Here is a 21884-nt window from a genome sequence, read left to right on the forward strand (position 1 = left end):
GGGCGCGGGGGCGCCCCAGCTTCCGGGCGTTCCAGCGTGCGCCCGCCATCTCGGGTGCCCCCGCTCCCACAGGGTACGCGTCGTCCTTGAGGTCTTCGGCGAAGCATCAGGATGACGAAGCGCCAGTTCGCTCATAACCTGTTGCATTTGCCCGGAAAACTTCACCCATATCCGACTTCTTTGTAGGCAATTTCCCAAGCATACTGCCGCACCCCGCTTGGTGGTTGCGTCCTTGGGAAACGCTACCTAGTCTTCGCCGGTCGTTGCGAAATCGACGACACGGATTAGCAGTCCGATGAAGATATAGGCGCACCAGCGACCTCGATGGCGGCTGTGCGCGTGGGCACCTTCGGGTGCGCCGGATTCCTATATCTCCGGTCTGCTAACCCGCGTACAGTCGCCACCCTTTCGTTTAGCAGCGCATTCGTGGCGGCCTCCGGAAACCGATATAGGGTTCAAGCCATGAAGAAGAACGTCCCCGATCCACCACAGCTCACCACCACCCACACCCACTTCGCCACCACCCACCGCAGCCACGCACCACTGTTCGCCGTCTGCCCCGGCATCCATGTGGATGACGCCCTGATGCATGTGGCGTCGGCCCTGAGGTCCGCGACCGAAACCAACCTGCAACTGTGCGACCTGGCCGACCGCAAGTATGGCGACCTGCTGTGGGCGACCCAGCAGTCGCTGGAGATCGCCCAGGCGCTGGTTGGCTCGCTGTTGACCGCAGTCGAGTTGCGTCGGGCGGCCGCGAGCCGATGAAAAAAAGGGCCAGTCAGATCACCTGACTGGCCCTTTTTTCGCTGCTGGCTCAGGCGATCAGAAATCGCCGCGCAGGGTCAGCATGAAGGTGCGTGGATCGCCCCAGACGTTGCCGCGGTTGAGGCCGGCGGCCACGGTGTAGTACTTGCGGTCGAAGAGGTTTTCGCCAGTCAGGTTGACCTTCCAGTGCTCGTCCAGCTTCCAGCCGATACGGCCATCCCAGATGCCGCGACCTGGAGAACCGTAGTCGGTGCCACCGACCAGCTCGTTCTTGAAGCCCGATTGCGCGGAGACGCCGAGACCCAGGGTCAGACGGTTCCATTCGCCTTCCTGCGGGGTGTAGCTGGTGCTGATGCGGGCGATGTGCTTCGGTGTGTCGACGGTCAGCGGCGTGCCTTCCGGGCTGACGATACGGTTGTAGGTATAGCCGGCCAGGACTTCCAGGCCCGGCAAGACTTCACCACTCGCTTCCAGGTCGATGCCCTTGCTGCGCTGGATCGTGCCGTTGACCTGGCAGAAGCCGCTTGGGTTGGTCGGGCAGTCGTGGGTCGGGTCCGGATCGTTGGCGGCGAGGTCTTCCTGCTTGATGTAGAACAGGGCCGCCGAGACGTTCAGGCGCTTGTCGAACAGTTCGCCCTTGATCCCGGTTTCATAGTTGGTGCCGATGGCCGGGTCCAGTGGCGAGCCGCTGTAGGTACGGTCGTTCTGCGGCTTGAAGATGTCCGCGTAGCTGGCGTACCAGGACCAGTTCTCGGCGAAGTCGTAGATCAGGCCGGCGAACGGCGTGACTTCGCGGTTCTGCTGAGTGACGTAGTCGTTGCCGGGGCCCAGTTGCTGGTCGTAGTCGAACTTGTACCAGCTGACTCGCGTGCCCAGTACCAGGCTCAGTGGCTCGGTCAGGTGCAGGCGTGCGTTGGCATAGAGGCCCGAGCGTTCGTCGATGGAGTTGGACTTCAGCGACCAGGCGGGGCGAGCCGGCTTGGCGAAGGCGTTGTGATTGACGTCGAAGATGTTGATCGGGATTGCGTCGGCGGCGGAGCGGGAGTACGGGGCACGTCGCTCGGTCAGCTCCTGGCGCGACCAGTTGGCGCCGACGGTGACCTGGTGCGACAGGCCGTAAGCGTCGAAGTGGCCTTCCATGAAGCTGTCGACACCTACGCTTTCGATATTGGTGTGGCGGAACTCGACGTTGCGGAATACCGAGCCGGTATTGGTGGTCGGGCTGATCGCGCCATTACCGTACGCAGCCACCATGTCCAGGTCGCTCTTGGACCAGGTCACGGAGGTCTTGTTGCTCCAGTTCTCGTTGAAGCGATGGTCCAGTTGGGCGAAGGCTTCGGTGGTGTTGGTGTTCAGGTGGTTCCAGTCCTGGACCAGCGCGGTAGAGCGGGAAATGTCGAGGTTCTGCCCGTTGCTGTAGCGCGGCAGGCCCCAGATCGAATAGCCGTCGGTCCTTCTTTCCTGGCGACGCAGACTCATGGTCAGGGTGGTGTCCTCGGCCAGGTCCGCTTCGAGGATGCCGTAGAGCAGTGGCGTCTTCGACTTCAGTTCGTCGATGTACGATCCCCGGTCCTCGTAGCCGGCGACCATGCGACCCCGCAGGGTGCCGGAGTCATTGAGCTTGCCGCTGCCGTCGAGGTCCACGCGGTAGTTGTCATAGGAGCCGGCACGGGTGGTGATGGAGAACTGCGGTTCGCTGGTGGGACGCTTGCGCACCAGATTGACCGCGCCACCCGGGTTGCCGGCGCCAACCAGCAGGCCGGCCGCGCCACGCAGGACTTCGACCCGGTCGTAGATCGCCATGTCCGGTGCCATCCAGCCAGTCAGGGTGTAGGCCTGACCGGGAATGCCATCGATCAGGTAGCTTTCTTCGTTCAGCACGAAGCCGCGGGACTGGAAGACGTGAGAGCCGAAGTTGCGCTGGCTGAACGACATGCCAGGGGTTTTCGAGAGCACCTCGCTCAGCGTCGTCAGGTTCTTGTCATCCATCAGCTGACGGGTCATCACCGTCACCGACTGCGGCGTCTCGCGCAGTGACTGCGCCGATTTGCCGATGGTCACTGCCCCGGTGGTATAGGAGCCGGTGTTCTCGGTGGTGGTGCCCAGCACTTGCGAATTGATCGCCGTCGGCGCCAGGTTCACTGCCTTCGAGTTTTCTTCGGCGGCTGTCGTTTCGGTCTTGCCTTTCACGTCCTCGGCCATGACCTGGGCGGCGAACGGCAGGGTCAGGGCGAGGCCGAACGCGGCCTGGCGCAACAGCAAGGCCCTGCTGAGGGGAGTGAGTCGGGACGGTGTGTGCATGTGCTGGTAACTCGTTCTAATGGTTATGTCGTGAGTGTTGGCGTCGCGGAGTCAACGGCTCGGGACACTGGACGAGGGTGCGGGAGCGCGTTTTGTCGATGTAGAGAACGAGTCGCAGGCGCGAGGATTTAACGGAATTTTCACTTTTCAGAATTTTCTGACGAAGCCGGCGTGATGGCGGGAGATCGTCGGTTTTTTGGCGACGGAAGGCTGGCAGATCCCGAAGGGCTTGCAGTGTTGCGGGCGTGGGGCAGGGGGCGAAGCGAAAGGGTCAGAAATCGCCGCGCAAGGTCAGCGTGTAGCTGCGCGGATCACCGAAGATATTCCCACGGTCGAGGCCGCTGGCAGAGGTGTAGTAGGTGCGGTCGAACAGGTTGTCGCCGTTGAGGGAGACCGTCCAATGCTGGTCCAGCTTCAAGGCGATGCGCGCGTCCCACACGGCATGGCCGGGCGAGCCGTACGCCGTGGTGCTGTTGCTGTCGGTGGTGTAGCCGGATTGCGCCGACACGCCGGCCCCCAGGCTCAGGCGATTCCAGGTCCCGGGCAAGGTGTACGAGGTGCTGGCGCGCAGCATGTGCTTCGGCGTTTCCGCCGAGACCGGGCCGCCGGCGCTGCTGTGGGTCAGGTTGAAGGTGTAGCCGGCCAGCACCTGCAAACCGGGCAGCACTTCGCCGCTGGCTTCCAGCTCGATACCGCGGCTGCGCTCCACGGTGCCGTTCACGTAGCAACTGCCGGCAACATCGTTGGTCAGGCATTTGCCGTCGCTGCTGCTGTCGATGGCGAAGACCCCTTCCTGGCGGATGTAGAACAGCGCCATCGCCACGTTCAGGCGCTTGTCCAGCAGCTCGCCCTTGAGGCCGGTTTCGTAGCTCTTGCCGATGGCCGGGTCGAGGATCGAGCCGCTGACCGTACGGTAGTCGCTCTGCGGCTGGAAGATGTCGGTGTAGCTGGCGTACCACGACCAGTCCTCGTCGAGGTCGTAGATCACCCCGGCGAACGGGGTGATCCGTCCCTCCTGGCGGGCATCGAAATCACCGCCGCCGGTGCGGTAGTCGAAGTCGTAGCTATACCAGCTGGCCCGTGCCCCGAGGATCAGGCTGAAGGGTTCGCTCAGGTGCAGGTTGGCCTTGGTGAACACGCCATGGCGCTCGTCGACGCTGCGGTTGATCGACTTCCACGCCGGGCGTGCCGGCTTGGCGAAGGCCTGGTGATCGACGTCGGACAGGTCGATGGGAATGTTCAGCGCCATCGGTGCGCGTTTTTCCAGGACATCCTGGCGTGACCAGTTGACCCCGGTAGTGACCTGATGGGACTGGCCGAACAACTCGAAATGCCCGTCGAGGACGCTGTCGATGCCGGTGCTGTCGATATCGGTATGGCGAAACTCGACCCCGCGAAAGGCCGCGCCCGTCCCGGTCAGCGGGTCGACGATGCCACGGGCGTAGGCGGCCGACTGATGGAAACCACCCTCGGAGTGGATCAACGACAGTTTGCCGTTCCAGTCGTCGTTGAAGCGGTGGGTGATTTCGCCGAACACCTCGGTGATCTGCGACTGGTACAGGTTCCAGTCCTGGACCAGGGCGGTGGCGCGCGGCACATCGAGGGGCTTGCCGTCGCTGTAGCGTGGCAGGCCGAAGATCGAATAGCCACGGACCTTGCTCGACTGCTGGCGCAGGCTGGCGGTCAGGGTGGTGTCGTCGTCGAGGTCGATGTCGACGATGCCGTAGAGCAAGGGCGTCGTGGATGATTTTTCGTCGAGGTAGGAACCCTTGTCCTCGTAGGCCGTGATCAGGCGTCCGCGCACGGTGCCGGTGTCGTTGAACTTGCCACCGGCATCCAGGTCGAGGCGGTAGCTGTCCCAGGAACCGGCGCGGGCGATCAGTGACAGGCGCGGCTCGGTGGTGGCGTGCTTGCGCACCAGGTTGACCGCGCCACCCGGACTGCCGGCGCCCAGCAGCAGGCCGGCGGCGCCACGCAGGACTTCGACGCGGTCGTAGATGGCCATGTCGTTGGGCATCCAGGCCGTAGGGTTGTAGGCCTGCCCGGGGATGCCGTCCATCATGTAGTTTTCGTTGCTGACCACGAAGCCCCGCGACAGGTACAAGTGCGAGCCGTAGTTGCGCTGGCCGAAGGTCATGCCCGGGGTCTGCGCCAGGACCTGGTCGAGGCTGGTGAGGTTGCGGTCGTCCATCAGCTGGCGGGTCATCACCGTTACCGACTGCGGTGTCTCGCGCAGCGACTGGGTGGACTTGCCGATGGTGAGGGCAGGGGTGGTGTAGGAGCCGCTGCCCTCGGTGGTCGGTTCTATCGGCTCGGCGCTGATCGAGGTCGGGGCCATGTCGAGCAGCGTCGTCGTCGGGTACATCTGCAGGGTCAGGGTATCGCCGACCAGGCTGAAGTCGATGCCGGTGTTGCGCAGCAGCAGGTGCGCGGCCTGCTCCGGGGAGTAGCGGCCGCGGACCTGGGGGCTGGTCTTGCCCTGGATGTCGTCGGGGTTGACCAGCACCTGCAGGTCGCTCTGCCGGCCCCATTCCTGCAATGCGCTCCATAGCGGTTGCGCGGGGATATCGAAGCTGACTTCCTGGGCCTGCACCTGGACGGCGGCCAGGCCCAGCAGCCCGCCGGCCAGCAGTGGCGCCGGGCGCAGGCGCAACAGGTGCTTCAGCAGCAAGGCCAGGGGAAGCGAGGCGCGTCGTTGCATTCTCTGCATGAACCGAGTGCCTTCCATGGACATGGAAGCGGTGGATGGGGGAACCCTGGGGCATCGATGAAGGGTTGATGTCAGGATAATGGCAAGATGAACAACGTTAATGATATCTATTTCTAAATATTTTCATATTCCGCGATGGAAATAGTTTTGCCCGCTGCGGCGGGGCCGGAGCGGGTGAGGGGCCCTGTTGAAGGGCGGAGAAAGGGGATCAGGCGGGGACGGCTTCCACCTGTTCGACACGAATGCGCCCGCCCTCCATGCGCACCAGCTGGTCGGCCACCGGGAAATAGCGGTCGTCGTGGGAGATCACGATGATGGTCTTGCCCTGGGCCTTCAGTTCCGGCAGCAGCTCGGTGTAGAACACCCGGCGGAACGCCGGGTCCTGGTCGGCGGCCCATTCGTCGAAGACCAGCAACTGGCGTTCGTCGAGCCAGGCATTGATCAGCGCCAGGCGCTTGCGCTGGCCGGTGGAGAGGTCGGTGGTGGTGAAGGCGCCGTCGCGGATGCCGACCTTGTGCGCGATGTCCAGGCGTTCCAGGTACTTGCCGGCGTCGGCGGGCAGCGGCGCGTCGCCGGGCAGCGGGTCGTCGAACAGGTAGTAGTCGGCGAAGATGGTGGTGAACAGCTGGCGGTAGTCGTCCAGCTGTTCTGCCCGCAGCGGCTCGCCATTGAACAGGATCTCGCCCTGCTGCGGCGTGTACAGGCCCAGCAGCAGCTTGATCAGGGTGGTCTTGCCGCCGCCGTTCTCGCCGACGATGAAGACGATGTCGCCCTGCTTGATATGCAGGTCGATGGGGCCGAGGTGGAAGGATTCGACGCCTTCCACCGGCGGATAGTCGTAGCGCGCGCGGCGCAGTTCCAGGCTGTGCATCGGGCCCAGGGCCGACGGGCGGTCGCTGACCAGCAGGTGCGGCTCGGGCGAGGAGAACTTCCACGACAGCTCGGCGATGCGGCGCAGGGCGATCCTGGCCCGGGAGATGATCGGCAGCGTGGTGATCAGCCGCTCCAGCGGGCCTTTCATGTACAGCATGACCAGGACGAAGCCGCCGAGCACGGTCTTGTCGGTGGATGGCCACAGCGCCTGGAAGGCGATGGCGATGCCGATGACGGCGAAGAACAGCATGGAGCCGAAGGTCTCGGCGCTGACGAAGATCCCGGCGGCGCGGATGTTCGCCGCGCAGATGCGCTCGGTGGTGCCGCCGATCTGTTCGTTGAGCAGGTGCTGGCGGCGGCGGCGCTGGATGCGCAGTTCCTTGGCCCCGGCGGAAATCGCCTGGTAGTGCTTCTGCAGCTCGTCCTCGCCGTCGCGGGCGCGCAGGATGCTGCGCATGCCGGCCTGGTGCGCCAGGTACTGGGCGCCGGCGCCGATGACCACGGTGAGCAGGGTCAGGCCGAGGATCTGCCAGGACAGGAAGGCCAGGTAGCTCAGGCAGCCGAGGGTCACGGTAAAGGCGATGACCATCGGCGCGACCGACAGGGCGAAGTTGCTCAGGGTGGTGACGTCGTTGAGCAGCACCGGGATCAGCCGGTGCGAGCGGTAGCGTTCCAGTTGCTCGATGGGCGCGACGAGGATCTTCGCCGCCAGCTCGCGGCGCAGGTTGGCCACCACGCGCTGGCCGACCCGGTTGCTCAGCAGGCTGGAGCCGGTGGAGCAGGCCAGGGTCAGCAGGCACAGGCCGGCGAACAGCAGGGCGCTGTCGATGCCGGGGCCGCCCTCGCGGGCCATGGCGTCGTTGATGGTGGCCAGCAGGCCGGTGACGCTCAGACCGCTGACCATCCCCAGCACGGTGGAGAGGACCACCAGCCACCAGTAGGGCTTGAGGATCCGCAGGGTTTCCCGGGCCAGGCTTTCAGTCTTCAGGGTCATGCAGTGGTCTCTCGGATCATGGCCGTTGCGCCTGGAATGCGCACAGGAGGGAGTGGGCCGTCAGGGAGAGGACGAGCCGCCACGGCGGAAATTTAGCGGCGCGGCGCAGCGTGCCGCAGGTCGGACAGATGAATTCTGTCGCCGATTGCCGCCCTGGCGGTTTCAGTGCCCGGCGAGCTGTAGCACAATAGGCGCCGATCGTTTTTCCCCTCCAGGATTTGCAATGTCTAAGTCAACCGTCTGCGGTGCGCTCGGGCTGGCCCTTGTGCTGGCGGGTGTCGCCGGGTGTTCCTCGAAGAAGGCTGCCATCTACGAACACGAGAACTTCGATGATTCGGGCACCTTTTCCCGCAGCTTTCCGGTCAGCGAAGCCGGCTCCTGCGAAGCCGCGCGGCGCGCCCTGCTGAGCCAGGGCTACATCATCACCACGGCCGACAAGGGCCAGGTGAACGGCAACAAGAGCTTCCAGCAGACCGGCGATAGCCACATGCAGATCAGCTTCAACGTGGTCTGCGCCGACGACATGGGCGGCGACAAGCGCTCCACCGTGTTCGCCAACGCCCTGCAGGACCGCTACGCGCTGAAGAAGTCCAACACCTCGGCGAGCCTGGGGGTGGGCGTGCTGGGCTCGGTGTCGATGCCGATCGGCTCCAGCGACGATTCGATGGTCAAGGTGGCCAGCGAGACGGTGACCTCGGCCAAGTTCTACGAGCGCTACTTCGCCCTGGTGGAAAGCTTCCTGCCGCCGGTGCCGAAGCAACCGGCCGCCGAGCCTGCCCCGGTCGCCCCGCCAAAGCCGGCAGTCGAGCTGGGCGTGCCGGAAAGCACCGCGCCGGCGCCGGCTGCCCTGGCCGCGCCACAGGCCGAAGCCGCCGCCCCTGTGCCGGTCGCCGCGCCCGTGGTGGAAACCCAGGCCGCACCGGCGGTGGATGACAGCCAGGGTTCGCAGCCGATCGCACCGCCCGCCGAGGCCACGCCGATCAGTGCCGAGCAGGTCGCTCCGGCGCCGACCGAAGCGGCGCCCGTGCCTGCGGTGGAAACTCCGGCGGCGCCGACCGACGGCAACAGCGCGCCAACGCTCTAACCCGGGGATAAATCCTGTTACACCTGCTTCGTTTATTTTCCTGCACGCTGTTGTCATTTTTCCTTCACCCGTGCACTTTAGGGTGACTCAGGACACAGACACGAACAGACGAAGAAACGGAGCAGACAATGGACGACTACCAGGAAGAACTTCTCGAATTCCACGCCTCGGAAATGGATGTACCCGAGCCGGCGGACGATGCGACAGAGCTGTGACGGATTTGAACGAAAGGGCCAGTGCAAGCACTGGCCCTTTTTTGTTGGTCGCCTTTTATCCCACTCGGCGCTGACTTCGCCGGAACTCACCCGGCGTCACCCCGCTCCAGCGCTTGAACGCCCGCTGGAACGCCTCCGCCGACGCAAACCCCAGCAGATAGGCAATCTCGCCGAACGCCAGCTCGGTATCGCGGATATAGCTCATCGCCAGGTCCCGCCGCGTGTCGTTGAGGATGGCGCGGAACTGCGTGCCTTCCTCGGCCAGCTTGCGTCGCAGGGTCCAGGTCGGTAGCTGCAGGCGCCGCGCCACTTCTTCCAGGTCCGGCTCGCGCCCGCCGTTGAGCAGCGGCCCCAGCAGGTGGGCGATGCGTTCGGCGAGGCTGCGAATACGCGTGCGTTCCTGCAGCTCTTGCTCGCACAACTGCAACAGGTGCTGCCAGGTGCTGGGGCAGTGGGCGGGGTTGCGCAGGTCGAGGCTGGCGCGGTTCAGGCGCAACTGGTTGGTCGGCGCAGCGAATTGCACCGGTGCCAGGCTCAGGGCCTGGTAGCGCTCGGCATAGGCCGGGCTGTCGAATTCGATCTCGATGCGCTCGGCCTGCACCGGCTGGCCCACCAGGTCGGACAGCTGCGCCAGCCAGCCGGACAGCAACGAGTCCACCACGAAGCGGTTGTAGGCGTTGTACGGGCTGATGGAGTAGAAGCGCAGCCAGGCGCCCTGGGCGTCCTCGTCGAAACGCGATTGCCCGCGGTAGTTGGCCGCATACAGCGGTTCGAAGCGCAGCAGGGTGCGGGCCGCCTCGCCGAGGGTCGGCGCCTGGGCCGCGGTGATGCCGGCCAGCCCGGCCTGGCCGAGACGGCTCAGGCGGCCCATGCACAGGCCCAGCGCCGGCTCCCGGCATTGGGCGATGGCGGCGTGGCCCAGGTGCATGTAGCGCGGGATCGACAGGCGCGCGCCGGGCTCGGCCAGGCGCGCCGTGGTCAGGCCATAGCGTTCCAGCAGTGGCGCAGGGTCTTCGCCGCGTTCGTCGAGGGCCAGTTGCAGGCTCTGGATAAAGCCCACCGACAGATCCCCCAGGCGCACCCGTGGCCGGTTCATCTGGCTACAGCCACAGGTTGAGCAGCCGCGCACCACGGCCGTCGCCGGCGTGATACAGGCCATTGAGATTGGCGAAGCCCAGGCCTTCGCCGCGAACCTCCCAGAACTGTCCGCGGAGGAACACGCTCATGCTCGCGACGCCCGCCGGCACCGTGCTTTCGCTGAGCCGGTACCAGGCCTGTTCTTCGCTGGTTTCACCCGGTTGCAGCAGCAGGTCGGCCGCCTGTGGCTGATGGCGGTTGCCGCGCCAGGGGCCGTGCCAGTCGCTGACGAAGGCAGGGTTGGCGATGATCTGCGCGTCCTGGCTGGCCAGGCGTGCGTAGCTGGACGGGTACCAGCCGTCGCTGCCGAGCAGCACGCCGAGACGTCCGGCGGGGGTGTCGATGACCTGCGGCGGGTGTGCCGTGCCGGCGCTGATGAAGCGCCGCACGTTGCTGTCCGGGTATTGCTGGCGCTGCACCTCGCCAAGCACCGTGCCGTTGCCGGCGAACACCAGGCTGCTGTTGTACAGGGCGCCGGAGCCGGTGCGCAGGACGCCGTGGTCAAGGTAGGGCTCGGGCAGGACGATGGAGCCGGCCACCAGGGTCACGCCGAACTCGCGGGCCAGGTCGCCGAACAGTTTCTGGTAGTCGGCGGCCATCTGCCCGGCCTTCATGCGCAGGTGGGCGTCGGCACGGCGGTCGTCGCCTTCGGCGCTGGCCATCGCCAGGCCGTAGCGCAGCGGGTTGCTCAGTTCCAGCCACTGGTACGCCTCGCGCAGGCGGGTGACCTGGTACAGCTCGCGTTTCTCGCCGCGGGCCCAGAGCCAGGTGCCGATATGTTCGGGCAGGACCACCACCGTGCGCTCGTTCACCAGCCCCTTGATCCGCGCCTGTTCCAGGTAGGCGGCGAGCTTGCGGTGCAGGCGGGTGAGGTTCTGGTAGTCGCCGGGGTAGAGCAGCGGCTCGATGCCGAGCAGGTTGCCCTGGCCGCTGGGCACGCCCTGGTCCAGCGCCAGCTCGACGCGCAGGTCGGACAGGTAGTGACCCTCGGGGCGCTGCTCGGCCCAGAGCATGTAGCCGCCGAGGGCGGCGAGAAGAACGAGCGCCAGGGCGCCGGAAAGCAGTTTGCGCATGGAGCGGACAAGGCCGGGAAGGAATTCGCCCCTAGGGTAGTCGCCTCGGTGCGTTTGGATCAATAACTTGTCATTTTCGGTCATTGAGCGGCGACGGGGCGGCCTTTAATGTCGGCTCCATACCAACCGACGGGGCCCATCGAGGCACCCGCATTCCGTGATTCAGCGTGGAGATCATCATGACCGCCGCTCACTACCCGCACCTGCTCGCGCCGCTCGACCTCGGCTTCACCACCCTGCGCAACCGTACCCTGATGGGCTCGATGCACACCGGCCTGGAAGAGAAGCCCGACGGCTTCGAGCGCATGGCCGCCTACTTTGCCGAGCGCGCCCGTGGCGGTGTCGGCCTGATGGTCACCGGCGGCATCGGGCCGAACGTCGAGGGCGGCGTGTATTCCGGCGCGGCCAAGCTGACCACCGTGGAAGAAGCCGAGAAGCACAAGATCGTCACCCAGGCCGTGCATGAGGCCGGCGGCAAGATCTGCCTGCAGATCCTCCACGCCGGGCGCTACGCCTACAGCCCCAAGCAGGTGGCACCGAGCGCCATCCAGGCGCCGATCAACCCGTTCAAACCCAAGGAGCTGGACGAGGAAGGCATCGAGAAGCAGATCGCCGACTTCGTCACCTGCTCGCAACTGGCGCAGAGCGCCGGCTACGACGGCGTCGAGATCATGGGTTCGGAAGGCTACTTCATCAACCAGTTCCTCGCGGCCCACACCAACCAGCGCACCGACCGCTGGGGCGGCAGCTACGAGAACCGCATGCGCCTGGCGGTGGAGATCGTCCGTCGGGTGCGCGAGGCGGTAGGGCCGAACTTCATCATCATCTTCCGCCTGTCGATGCTCGATTTGGTGGAAGGCGGCAGCAACTGGGAAGAGATCGTGCAACTGGCCCAGGCCATCGAGAAGGCCGGGGCGACCATCATCAACACCGGCATCGGCTGGCACGAAGCGCGCATCCCGACCATCGCCACCAAGGTGCCGCGGGCGGCGTTCAGCAAGGTGACCGCCAAGCTGCGCGGCGCGGTGAAGATCCCGCTGATCACTACCAACCGCATCAATACCCCGGAAGTCGCCGAGCGTGTGCTGGCCGAGGGCGATGCCGACATGGTCTCCATGGCCCGGCCGTTCCTCGCCGACCCGGACTTCGTCAACAAGGCAGCCGAAGGCCGCGCCGACGAGATCAACACCTGCATCGGCTGCAACCAGGCCTGCCTGGACCACACCTTCGGCGGCAAGCTGACCACCTGCCTGGTCAACCCGCGGGCCTGCCACGAGACCGAGCTGAACTACATCCCGGTAAGCCAGGTCAAGCGCATCGCCGTGGTCGGCGCCGGCCCGGCCGGTCTGGCGGCGGCCACCGTGGCGGCCGAGCGTGGGCACCAGGTGGTGCTGTTCGATGCCGCCGGCGAGATCGGCGGCCAGTTCAACGTGGCCAAGCGCGTGCCGGGCAAGGAAGAGTTCTACGAGACCCTGCGCTACTTCGGGCGCAAGTTGCAGACCACGGGCGTCGAGCTGTGCCTGAACACCCGGGTCGATGTCGCCCAGCTGGCGGCCGGCGGTTATGACGAAATCATTCTCGCCACCGGCATCGCCCCGCGCCTGCCGGCGATCCCGGGGATCGAGCACGGCAAGGTGCTGAGCTACCTTGACGTGCTGTTGCAGCGCAAGCCGGTGGGGCAGCGGGTGGCGGTGATCGGTGCCGGCGGTATCGGTTTCGATGTGTCCGAGTTCCTCGTCCACCAGGGCGTGGCCACCAGCCAGGACCGCGAGGCGTTCTGGAAAGAGTGGGGGATCGACGGCGGTCTGGAAGCCCGTGGCGGGGTCGCCGGGGTCAAGCCCGAGCCGCATGCCCCGGCGCGCCAGGTGTACCTGCTGCAGCGCAAGAAGACCAAGGTCGGCGACGGCCTGGGCAAGACCACCGGCTGGATCCACCGCACCGGGCTGAAGAACAAGCAGGTGCAGATGCTCAACAGCGTCGAGTACCTGGGCATCGACGATGCCGGCCTGCATATCCGCGTTGGCGAGGGCGAACCGCAGGTGCTGGCGGTCGACAACGTGGTGATCTGCGCCGGACAGGATCCGCTGCGCGAGCTGCATGACGGATTGGTCGCGGCGGGGCAGTCGGTGCATCTGATCGGTGGTGCCGATGTGGCGGCGGAGCTGGATGCCAAGCGGGCGATCAACCAGGGCTCGCGTTTGGCGGCGGGGCTGTGACGTAAAGCGCCCGACCTCCGATTTCAAGATTGGGAACAGAATCCTGTGGGAGTGGGTTTACCCGCGATTGCAATAGTGAATCCACCATCGCAATCGCGGGTAAACCCGCTCCCACAGGGGCATCGGTCGCCTGTAAACTCGCGCTATGTTCGATCTTCCCCAAGCCCCACTCCAACCGCTCACACTCCCCTGGCTCCAGGCCTCGGGCATCGACGCCGCCATCCTGCGCCTCGACCTGATCGACCCGCTGATCAGCGGCAACAAATGGTTCAAGCTCCACGAGCACCTGCGCCTCGCCCGGCACCACCAGGCGCCGGGCCTGATCAGCCTCGGCGGCAACCACTCCAATCACCTCCATGCCCTGGCCGCCGCCGGCCAGCGTTTCGGCTTCGCCACCGTCGGCCTGCTGCGCGGCGAACCCCGGGACACCCCGACCGTGCGCGACCTGCAAGCCCTGGGCATGCACCTGCACTGGCTCGGCTACGGCGGCTACCGCGCGCGCAACCAGCCCGGTTTCTGGCAGCCCTGGCAGGAACGCTATCCCGGCTGGCACTGCGTGCCGGAGGGCGGTGGCGGCATGGCGGGTACCAAAGGCTGCGCGCTGATCGTCGAGCAGGCAAAAGCGCAACTGCCGACCCTGGGCTGGGACGACTACGACGCCTGGTGGCTGGCGGTGGGCACCGGTACCACCCTGGCCGGACTGGTCCTGGCCGAGGCCGGGGCCCACCGGGTCCACGGTGCCCTGGCGGTACCGCCGGGCCATGGCGTGGAGCAGACAGTCCCGGCCCTGACCGGCCACCTGGCGAACTACCGGTTGCACGACGCCAGCCGTGGAGGCTTCGCCCGCACGGACGCCGAACTGCTGGATTTCATCGCCCGCTGCGAAGCCGAATCCGGCGTGCCGCTGGAGCCGGTGTACACCGGCAAGGCCCTGCTGGCCCTGCACGATCAGGTGCTGGCCGGTACCGTTCGTCGCGGCACCCGCCTGATCTTCGTGCATACCGGCGGATTGCAGGGCCGCCGGGGAAATTAAACACCGGCGTTGATCAGGAAACTCCGGGGACTGGTGTAATCTGACAGTAAAAGGCCATGAGCCTTTTCAGGCGGCGACCGTTTCAGTAGGGAAGGGCAATGTTCGAGATAGACCGCAACAGCAAGGTGCTGTTGGTAGACCAGATCCGCAGCGCAATCATCGGCCGCATCGACGCCTTCCAGTGGGTCCAGGGCAGCCGCCTGCCTTCGGTCAGGGCACTGTCCAAGCAACTGGGCGTGAGCATCTTCACGGTGAGCAGCGCCTACGAAGACCTGGTCGCGCAGCGGATCATCGAGTCCCGCCCCGGCGCCGGCTACTACATCCTTCCCACCGGGCCTGCCGGCAGCAAGGACCCGGAACGCATGGTCCCGCCGTCCAGCCTGCACGCCGGCTTCCTTTATCGTGCGCTGGACCCGTCGCAGTACGACACCCCGGTCAGCTCCGGCTACCTGCCGCCGTCCTGGCTGGTGGATGCGGTGCCGGCCTCGGTCACCGGGCGGCTGATCCGCAGCACGCTGTCGTGCAGCGTGCCGGCCCCGGCCGCCGGCAGCCAGGAACTGCGCTCGGTGATCGCCAAGAAGCTGCGGGAGCTGCAGATCAACGCCGCCAGCAGCCAGATCGTGGTGACCATCGGCGCCACCCATGCCTTTTCCCTGATCCGCAGCATGATGCTCGAGCCCGGCGACTACCTGCTGGTGGAAGACCCCAGCTACCTGCTGCTGCAGCTCAAGCTGATCAAGGACCGCGACTTCAACATCATCACCGTGCCGCGCACGGCTGATGGACCTGACCTGGAAGCCATGGAAGCGATCGTGGCCCAGTACCGCCCCAAGCTGTTCCTGACCCAGACCCTGGTGCACAACCCCACTGGCGGCAACACCTCGCCGGCCAAGGGTTTCAAGATTCTCTCGCTGGCGCAGAAATACGATTTCCATATCGTCGAGGACGATATCTTCGGTGCCCTGTGCGCCAAGCAGACGCTGCGCCTGAGCAGCCTCGACGAGTGGAGCCGGACCTTCTATCTCAGTGGCTTCAGCAAGGTGCTCAGCCCCGCGTTGCGGCTCGGCTACGTGGTCGCGCCGCCGGCGTTCGTCGAGCGCCTGGTGGAACAGAAGATGTACAACGTGCTGTGCGGCTCGTCGCTGGACGAGACCATCGTCGCCTACACCCTGGAGTCAGGCCGCTACCAGCATCACCTGGATGCCTTGCGCCAACGGGTCATGCAGGAACGTACCCGCGCCCAGGAGTGGCTGGGCAAGATGGGCGTGGAATTCGAGGAAGGGACCGCCGAAGGCCTGTTCCTCTGGGCGCGCTTCCCTGCGCAGGTGGATCTTCGCCGGCTGATCGAGCAGGCGCACGACGAGCGCATCTTCCTGGCGCCGGGCTCACTGTTCAGCAATACCCGCGCCTACGACCAGTACCTGCGCCTCAACGTCAGTCACTGTAACGACCCGCGTTTCCGGCAATTCCTCGATGCCCATCTATGCAGCGAAACTGCCAGCGCTTGAAGTAGTCCGCCAGCGTGCTCACCTTGCCCAGGTCTTCGAAGGAATAGATCACGCCATTGAGGATCTGCACCACGTCGTTGTCGCGCAGGCTGGGGATGATCGAATCCTCGGAAATTTCCGAGCCGTTGACCGCCAGGCTCAGGTCGTCGATCCAGTACAGCGGCTTGCCGTCCTGGCCGGACCAGATCCGGCTGTCGGCATAGAAGGACTTCAGCGCCAATCCATTGGTTTGCATGGGCATGTGGTTGATCCCGCTTCGACTGATTGAAAGGTCGGTCATGGTTCAGGCCTTGCGTTGGGCACGGAACCGCAGCCGGGTTGCATCGACGGTCCAGCGCCCGCAGGAATCCAGCAGGTCGCCGACCAGTTCTTCACTGACTTCTTCGAGAAACGCCGGGCGCAGCGCCAGCGGCACGGCGCGCAGGTATTGGCCGTAGCAGTGTTCGAGCCATTCGCCGATGGGCCGGTCGAGGACCAAGGGCTGCTCGAACCAGGCGATGTGGTTGACGTGGAAACCCGCCTGCTCCAGCACCATCTGGTACTCGTGGGCCGTGGGCAGGTAGGCCTGCTCCAGGCCCCGCGGCTCGATGGAGCGGCGCTCCAGCGCGCCCTGCAGGGCGCGGCGGACCAGTGCGGCATGGCCGCTGCCGGCGAACTCGCCGACGAAGCGCCCGCCCGGCTTGAGGGCCATGAAGGCGCCGCAGGCGACCAGGTCGGCGTGCTGCATCTCGTGCAGGGCGTCATGGCTGAACACCGCATCGAATTCCTGATGGAAATACAGCTCCTCGGCATTGCCGCGCTTGACCTCCAGGCCCCGGGCCCGGGCAGCCAGCACCCGTTCCGGACTGACATCGAAGCCGACCACTTCGGCGCCCTGGCTGGCCAGTTGCGCACTCAGGCAGCCGTCGCCACAGCCGATATCCAGGATCCGCTCGCCCACCTGCGGCGCCAGCAGGCTCACCACGCCCTCGGCGTGGTGGACGATGCACGGCGGCGGTGGCTCGGTGGGCTCGGTGCCGGGGCGGAAAAAACTCGGAGCACTCATCACGGGAATTCCATCGGTACAGGGATGAAAGACGCGCGCCGGCAGCCCCGGCGCGCGCGGTGTTCAGATGCGCTTGGACAGCCACACCAGGACGATGACCACGGCGCACACCACCGGGGTCAGCCAGTTCCAGGTCTCGCCCATCAGCCAGATCGAGAAGCCGAAGGTGAAGAACGGCTGCAGCAGTTGCAGCTGGCTGATGCGCTGGATGCCGCCCAGGGCCAGGGCGCGGTTCCACGAGAAGAAGCCCAGCAGCGAGTTGATCAGGGCCAGGAACAGCAGCGCGGCGACGCCCTGGCCAGGCAGGTTGGCGATGGTCTCGCCGTCGTACAGGAACAGGCTCACCGGCAGCAGCACCGGCAGGCTGACCACCAGGGTCCAGCACATCACCTGCCAGCCCGGCAGTTCCTTGGACAGCGCGCCGCCCTGGGCATAGCCGAAGCCGGCCAGCAGCACCGCGCCGAGCAGGGCCAGGTCGCCGATGTAGATGTCCTGCACGTCGGACTTGACCACGGTGTAGGCCAGTACGGTGAGGAAGCCCAGGCTCGACACCGCCCAGAAGGCTTTCGACGGCCGGGTGCCGGTGATCAGGGTGCCGAAGATCGCGGTGGACAGCGGCAGGGCGGCGAGGACCACGCCACCGTGGCTGACCGGCACGTACTGCATGCCCAGCGCGGTGAGCACCGGGAAGCCGTAGACGATGCCGGTGGAGGTCAGCAGCATGCGCTTGATCTGCGAGCCGTTGGGCAGCTTGGCCCGGCCGATGATCAGGAACGGAATCGCCGCGAACGCCGCCAGTACGGAGCGGAAAAAGCCGACCTGGAGGGCGCTCAGGTCACCGGCGAGCATCTTCGCCGCCGGCAGGGTCATGGCGAAGGCGGCGACGGAGATGAGCCCGAGGAAATAGGCCTGCAGGTCCTGGTTCTTGGTGTCTTGGTAGCTGGCGACGGTACTTTGCGTCATTGCAACGGTTCCTTCTGGCTTTACCGGTAAGGCATCCGCCCCGCATGGGCGGATGCGCACGCCGGTCAGATCTGTTTGTTGTTCAGGTTCGGTTTGTCCAGCGGGCTGGTGCTGAGGAAGAACACCAGGGAAGTGCGCGTACCGCTTTCCACCTTGCGCACGCCGTGGGGGATCTCGCAGCGGTTGATCAGCACGTCGACATAGCCGGTCTTGAGCAGGGCTTCCTTGCCGTCGTAGTCGACGAAGAACTCGCCACCGTCATAGTCCTTGCCGAACTGGATCACCACCGAGTAGCGGTATTCCAGGTTGCTGTAGGTGTCGATGTGCTTGCCGATGAAGTTGCCGGCTTCCAGCTTGTTGGCCTGGCAGCGGCGGATGTAGCACTCGCCGCCCATGATGCCGTTGAAGAACTCGCGGCTCTTGCCGGACGAGAGGATCTCCACCACGCGCTTGCCCCACGGGTCGTTGCGGTACACCGGCAGCTGGCCCTTCTGGTCCTCCATGAAGCGACCGACCGAGAGGAAGTTCTGCTCGCCCACGTCGCCGATCTCGATGATCGTCTTGGGGATCACCTGGCAGGCTTCTTCCATGTAGGCCAGGTCTTCCCGGGAGAACAGCTGGGCGGCATTCAGGGCCGCGTAGGCGCTGCTGTTCAGTTGCTGGCTTGCCGTTTGAATCGTCTCTTGCATGATCAGGCTCCTTGAGAATCGGCGAGTGGGTACAGCGTGTCGTTCGGTTCGTCGGCAGCGGCTTGCAGCGGCCCGAAAGGCTCGCGCACGCCACGGCACATGTGGTCACGGATCAGGTACAGCCCGGCCATGAAGCCCCAGACTTCGAGGAACGGGCCGTAGCTGGACGGCTGCTGCTCGATGCTGGCGCGGTAGTCGGCGATATGCCGGTAATGCACGTTGGGGCGGCGGTGATGAGCGTCGTGGTTGGGCAGGTCCTGCGGGTACACGTAGAGGCGCACCGGCACGTCCAGCAGCAGGCCCTTGAGCAGCCAGGCAGCCCAGGCCGCGAGTCCGCCGCGGGGTGGCCGGCGGCCCTGGAAGCGGCCCCAGGTCAGGCGTCCGTAATGCGGCTTGTCGCCCCGTCCGGATTCGCGCTGGTAGAACCACAGGTGCTCGGTGAACAGTTGCAGCCACATCGAGTGCTCGAACAGCACGGCCCGCGGGATCACGTAGATCAGGCCGAACGCCGCCAGGCAGTCGCTGGCCCACAGCAGGGCCAGCAGGGCGCCCCAGAACACCAGGCGCAAGCGCACTTCCTCGCGCGGTGGCCGCACGAAGCAATCGTTCAGCGTCCCGCGCCACTGGCGCAGCAGGTAGGTCGGCCGGAACGGCGTGCTGATCACCCGCCACCAGTAGGTCGGTTCCGCCATGCCCGGGTGAAAGCCCTGCGCCTGGATGAAGCACTGGTCCGGGTCGATGTCGGTGCACAACACATGGATGTTGTGGTGCTCGCGCACATGGCTCTGGTTGTAGGTGTCCCAGTCCTGGTACAGCAGCGGCGTGGTCAGGAAGAAACGGGCGTAACGCTGGGCCCGCGCCTTGTCCTTGAGCACCGCGCCATGGGTCAGGTAGTGGAAGGTCGCCTGCATGCTGCGCAGGCGGTTGACCATCAGCACCCAGGCGGCCAGCACCAGCAGCACCGACAGCAGCGGGTTGAAGGCACCGTCCAGCACCGCCTTGCCGAGCAGCACCAGGCCGATCATGGTCGCCCAGGTGAGCAACAGGTGAACCTGCAGGAAGCGTTCGCCGGTCCGTTCCATCCGCGCTTTCAGCGTGTCCGTGTCCTGCGCCTGGCCCTTGCCGGTCAGCCAGGTCCACAGCGGCTGGAACGGCAGGTGGGCGTAGCTGGCGCGGACATTGCCCTGGGGGCCGTACTGGCAGTAGTGAGTGGTTTCTCGCTGGCTCATCAGTACACCCGCGTCAGGTAAAGGACAGGGATGTCGCTGTACAGCCAGTAGAACGGCTGCATGCGGTTGTGGTCGGCACCGATCACGATCGGGTTGCGCCATTGCCCGGCGAACACCTGGCCGATGGCCGCATACTCCGCGCCCTGGGCGTAGAGGATGCGCATCAGCTCCTCGTTGCTGCGGTTCTGGTGCCAGGCCTGGTACAGCGGCAGCCGGGCATTGAAGATCGCGGCGTAGTCGAGGTCGCTGTCGACGATGCAGCCATTGTCGCGATTGGCCAGGCGCTGTTCGGCGTCGGCGGTCAGCGCGCGCCATTGCGCTTCGCCGCCGACGGCCTCGGCGATCATGATCGACTCGGTCTGCGGGCCGAGGATGTCGAGCATCTTGGCCTGGCTGATGCGCAGCTTGCGGGCGAAGCCTTCGCGGGTTTCCTTGAGACGGTTGAGGGTCGACTCGTCGAAGCCTTCGAAGTCGCCGCCGCCGATGGCGATGCGCGCGTCGATGCCGTGCTTGCGCAGTACCGCCTGCAGGTCGGGCAGGGTCTTGACCACGCGGCTGGCCACCAGGCCGATGCCTTCGCCGAGGTGGTCGAAGGTGTAGCGCAGCCGGCCGTTCTTGCTTTCGTAGCCGTAGTCCGGGCACACCGGCGAGACCAGGGTGATGGTTTCGCCGGCCAGGCCCTTGGCCAGGGTTTCGGCGAAGCGGGCCATGAAGTGCGGCGCCGAGCTGGTGAACGACAGGCGCTCGAAGGCGCGTTCCAGGTCCACCACCAGGGCGTCCGGCAGAACTGTCATGGCCGGGTAGCGCACCTTGAGTGCCGGGGTGGTGACGGTGTTGTCGTTGACCGCGCACAACAACAGGTTCAACAGTGACGGGCGACTTTGGTTGATATAAGGCTTGTCCAGGATCAGGGTCTTCCTGCCTTCGCTATTGCGCACTTGCCATTGAAAGCCGGGGAACTTCGACTGGATGAAACGATAGAACGGCATATAACGCGGCAAACCGGTCTTTTCATCATCATCCTGCTGGAAGCGGGAATACACCGCCGACAACCGGGAAACTTCATCTTCGATGCAAAGTGCCTTGACCAGGTCGGCCGGCGGTTGTTGCGAAAGTGAAATCGGCGACAACACACGCTTGCTGATCAACTTATGGGTAAGTTTGTTTCTGACGTAATACTTCGCGAGAGATTGGCTCATGGAATCACCGATACGAAAGTTCCTGGTCAGCAGGCATGAGTTCGATAAGGTTGATATTCACGTGTTCCGGTTGCTGCAGGGCCCAGAGCACCGCGCGGGCGACATCGTCCGCTTCCAGCGGGGTCAGGCTGCTGTACACCCGGTCGGCCCTGGCCTGGTCGCCGGCGCACTGCACCAGGGCGAACTCGGTGCGCGTCTTGCCCGGCGCAATGCTGGTCAGGCGCACCCGGCGGCCCACCAGCTCGGTGCGCAGGCAGCGCCCGAAGTGATCGACGAAGGCCTTCGAGGCGGCGTACACATGCCCGCCCTGGTAGTGCACGTGGGCACCGATGGAGGTCAGGTTGACCACGTGGCCATGACCGCTGGCGATCAGTTTCGGCAGTACCGCGCGGGTCACGTTGATCAGGCCGTGGATATTGGTGTCGAGCATGGTGGATATCTGCTCGTCACTGACATCCAGTAAAGTTCCCTGGCCTTGCAACAGTCCGGCGCCATTCACGAGTTTGCTGACAGCGGCAAATTCGTCGGGCAGTTCATTCAACTTTCGATTCAGCACAAGACTGTCGCGAACATCGCAGTCCAGTGCGTGGAAGTTTCCGTGGAATTCATCGGCCAATTGTTCCAGCCGCTCTTTCCGACGTCCGATTCCTATGACTTTGCATCCCTGCGCGATGAGCATCCGGGCACAAGCCAGCCCGATGCCAGACGTCACTCCGGTGACGACGACCGTTTCATCAGTTTTCAATTGCTGCTCCTTTTTATTGCACTTCAGGTGGGGGTGTTGCAGTTACAGAAGCGTCCGTGCCTGATGAACACGTGCAGATTAGGAACAGCGGCGGGGGATGTACCG

Annotated in this window: 17 protein-coding genes; 5 read left to right on the plus strand and 12 right to left on the minus strand. The window is 65.3% G+C overall.

Translation table 11 applies throughout. The features are described from left to right. Positions 1-462: 462 nt before the first annotated feature. A complete protein-coding gene (locus V0R59_RS27455) occupies positions 463-765 on the plus strand; it encodes a hypothetical protein (RefSeq protein WP_330077699.1) in 303 nt (100 codons plus the stop codon). 57 nt (positions 766-822) lie between these two features. Here the strand turns inward: V0R59_RS27455 and V0R59_RS27460 are convergent, their stop codons facing one another. The 3 genes from V0R59_RS27460 to V0R59_RS27470 all read right to left on the minus strand — a co-directional run bounded on the left by V0R59_RS27460 (position 823) and on the right by V0R59_RS27470 (position 7643). After that, on the minus strand, positions 823-3066 hold the full coding sequence (locus V0R59_RS27460; RefSeq protein WP_330077700.1) for a TonB-dependent siderophore receptor: 2244 nt from the start codon (positions 3064-3066) through the stop codon (positions 823-825). A 271-nt stretch (positions 3067-3337) separates the two neighbouring features. Further along, entirely contained in the window at positions 3338-5776 is a 2439-nt protein-coding gene (locus tag V0R59_RS27465; RefSeq protein ID WP_330077701.1) for a TonB-dependent siderophore receptor, read from the minus strand. A 208-nt stretch (positions 5777-5984) separates the two neighbouring features. Continuing rightward, on the minus strand, positions 5985-7643 hold the full coding sequence (locus V0R59_RS27470; protein WP_330077702.1) for a cyclic peptide export ABC transporter: 1659 nt from the start codon (positions 7641-7643) through the stop codon (positions 5985-5987). A gap of 223 nt (positions 7644-7866) precedes the next feature. On the opposite strand from V0R59_RS27470, the gene V0R59_RS27475 reads away from it, so the two are divergent. After that, positions 7867-8727 (plus strand): DUF2242 domain-containing protein, encoded by an 861-nt coding sequence (locus V0R59_RS27475; RefSeq protein ID WP_330077703.1) that lies wholly within the window; start codon positions 7867-7869, stop codon positions 8725-8727. A 270-nt stretch (positions 8728-8997) separates the two neighbouring features. On the opposite strand, the gene V0R59_RS27480 is transcribed toward V0R59_RS27475, so the two are convergent. Continuing rightward, positions 8998-10038, minus strand: coding sequence for an AraC family transcriptional regulator (locus V0R59_RS27480; protein ID WP_330077704.1), 1041 nt, complete (start codon positions 10036-10038; stop codon positions 8998-9000). Between the two features lie 4 nt (positions 10039-10042). Beyond that, positions 10043-11152, minus strand: coding sequence for a carbon-nitrogen hydrolase family protein (locus tag V0R59_RS27485; protein ID WP_330077705.1), 1110 nt, complete (start codon positions 11150-11152; stop codon positions 10043-10045). Between the two features lie 179 nt (positions 11153-11331). On the opposite strand from V0R59_RS27485, the gene V0R59_RS27490 reads away from it, so the two are divergent. From V0R59_RS27490 to V0R59_RS27500, 3 genes are all read left to right on the plus strand, one after another. Next, entirely contained in the window at positions 11332-13368 is a 2037-nt protein-coding gene (locus tag V0R59_RS27490) for an NADPH-dependent 2,4-dienoyl-CoA reductase (protein ID WP_330077706.1), read from the plus strand. A gap of 145 nt (positions 13369-13513) precedes the next feature. Next, positions 13514-14401 carry a 1-aminocyclopropane-1-carboxylate deaminase/D-cysteine desulfhydrase gene (locus V0R59_RS27495; RefSeq protein ID WP_330077707.1) on the plus strand — a complete coding sequence of 296 codons (888 nt, stop codon included), beginning with the start codon at positions 13514-13516 and terminating at the stop codon, positions 14399-14401. 98 nt (positions 14402-14499) lie between these two features. Next, positions 14500-15909: an aminotransferase-like domain-containing protein gene (locus V0R59_RS27500; protein ID WP_330077708.1), complete on the plus strand. Its 1410-nt coding sequence runs from the start codon at positions 14500-14502 to the stop codon at positions 15907-15909. On the opposite strand, the gene V0R59_RS27505 is transcribed toward V0R59_RS27500, so the two are convergent. The 7 genes from V0R59_RS27505 to V0R59_RS27535 all read right to left on the minus strand — a co-directional run bounded on the left by V0R59_RS27505 (position 15836) and on the right by V0R59_RS27535 (position 21713). Further along, the gene (locus V0R59_RS27505) at positions 15836-16150 is read right to left on the minus strand and encodes a hypothetical protein (protein WP_330077709.1); all 315 of its coding nucleotides are present in this window, start codon (positions 16148-16150) and stop codon (positions 15836-15838) included. The genes V0R59_RS27500 and V0R59_RS27505 overlap by 74 nt on opposite strands. Before the next feature lie 42 nt (positions 16151-16192). Beyond that, positions 16193-16954, minus strand: coding sequence for a class I SAM-dependent methyltransferase (locus tag V0R59_RS27510; RefSeq protein WP_330077710.1), 762 nt, complete (start codon positions 16952-16954; stop codon positions 16193-16195). 63 nt (positions 16955-17017) lie between these two features. After that, positions 17018-17917: a DMT family transporter gene (locus V0R59_RS27515; RefSeq protein ID WP_330077711.1), complete on the minus strand. Its 900-nt coding sequence runs from the start codon at positions 17915-17917 to the stop codon at positions 17018-17020. Between the two features lie 65 nt (positions 17918-17982). Then, positions 17983-18606, minus strand: coding sequence for a 2OG-Fe(II) oxygenase (locus V0R59_RS27520; RefSeq protein ID WP_330077712.1), 624 nt, complete (start codon positions 18604-18606; stop codon positions 17983-17985). Positions 18607-18608: 2 nt separating this feature from the next. Continuing rightward, positions 18609-19835 (minus strand): hypothetical protein, encoded by a 1227-nt coding sequence (locus tag V0R59_RS27525; protein WP_330077713.1) that lies wholly within the window; start codon positions 19833-19835, stop codon positions 18609-18611. Then, a complete protein-coding gene (locus V0R59_RS27530) occupies positions 19835-20965 on the minus strand; it encodes a hypothetical protein (RefSeq protein ID WP_330077714.1) in 1131 nt (376 codons plus the stop codon). Before V0R59_RS27530 ends, V0R59_RS27525 begins: the two co-directional genes overlap by 1 nt. A 73-nt stretch (positions 20966-21038) precedes the next feature. Next, the gene (locus V0R59_RS27535) at positions 21039-21713 is read right to left on the minus strand and encodes an SDR family NAD(P)-dependent oxidoreductase (RefSeq protein WP_330077735.1); all 675 of its coding nucleotides are present in this window, start codon (positions 21711-21713) and stop codon (positions 21039-21041) included. Positions 21714-21884 lie beyond the last annotated feature (171 nt).

Origin of the sequence: Pseudomonas ulcerans (assembly GCF_036324125.1) — a bacterium.
Lineage (GTDB): Bacteria > Pseudomonadota > Gammaproteobacteria > Pseudomonadales > Pseudomonadaceae > Aquipseudomonas > Aquipseudomonas ulcerans.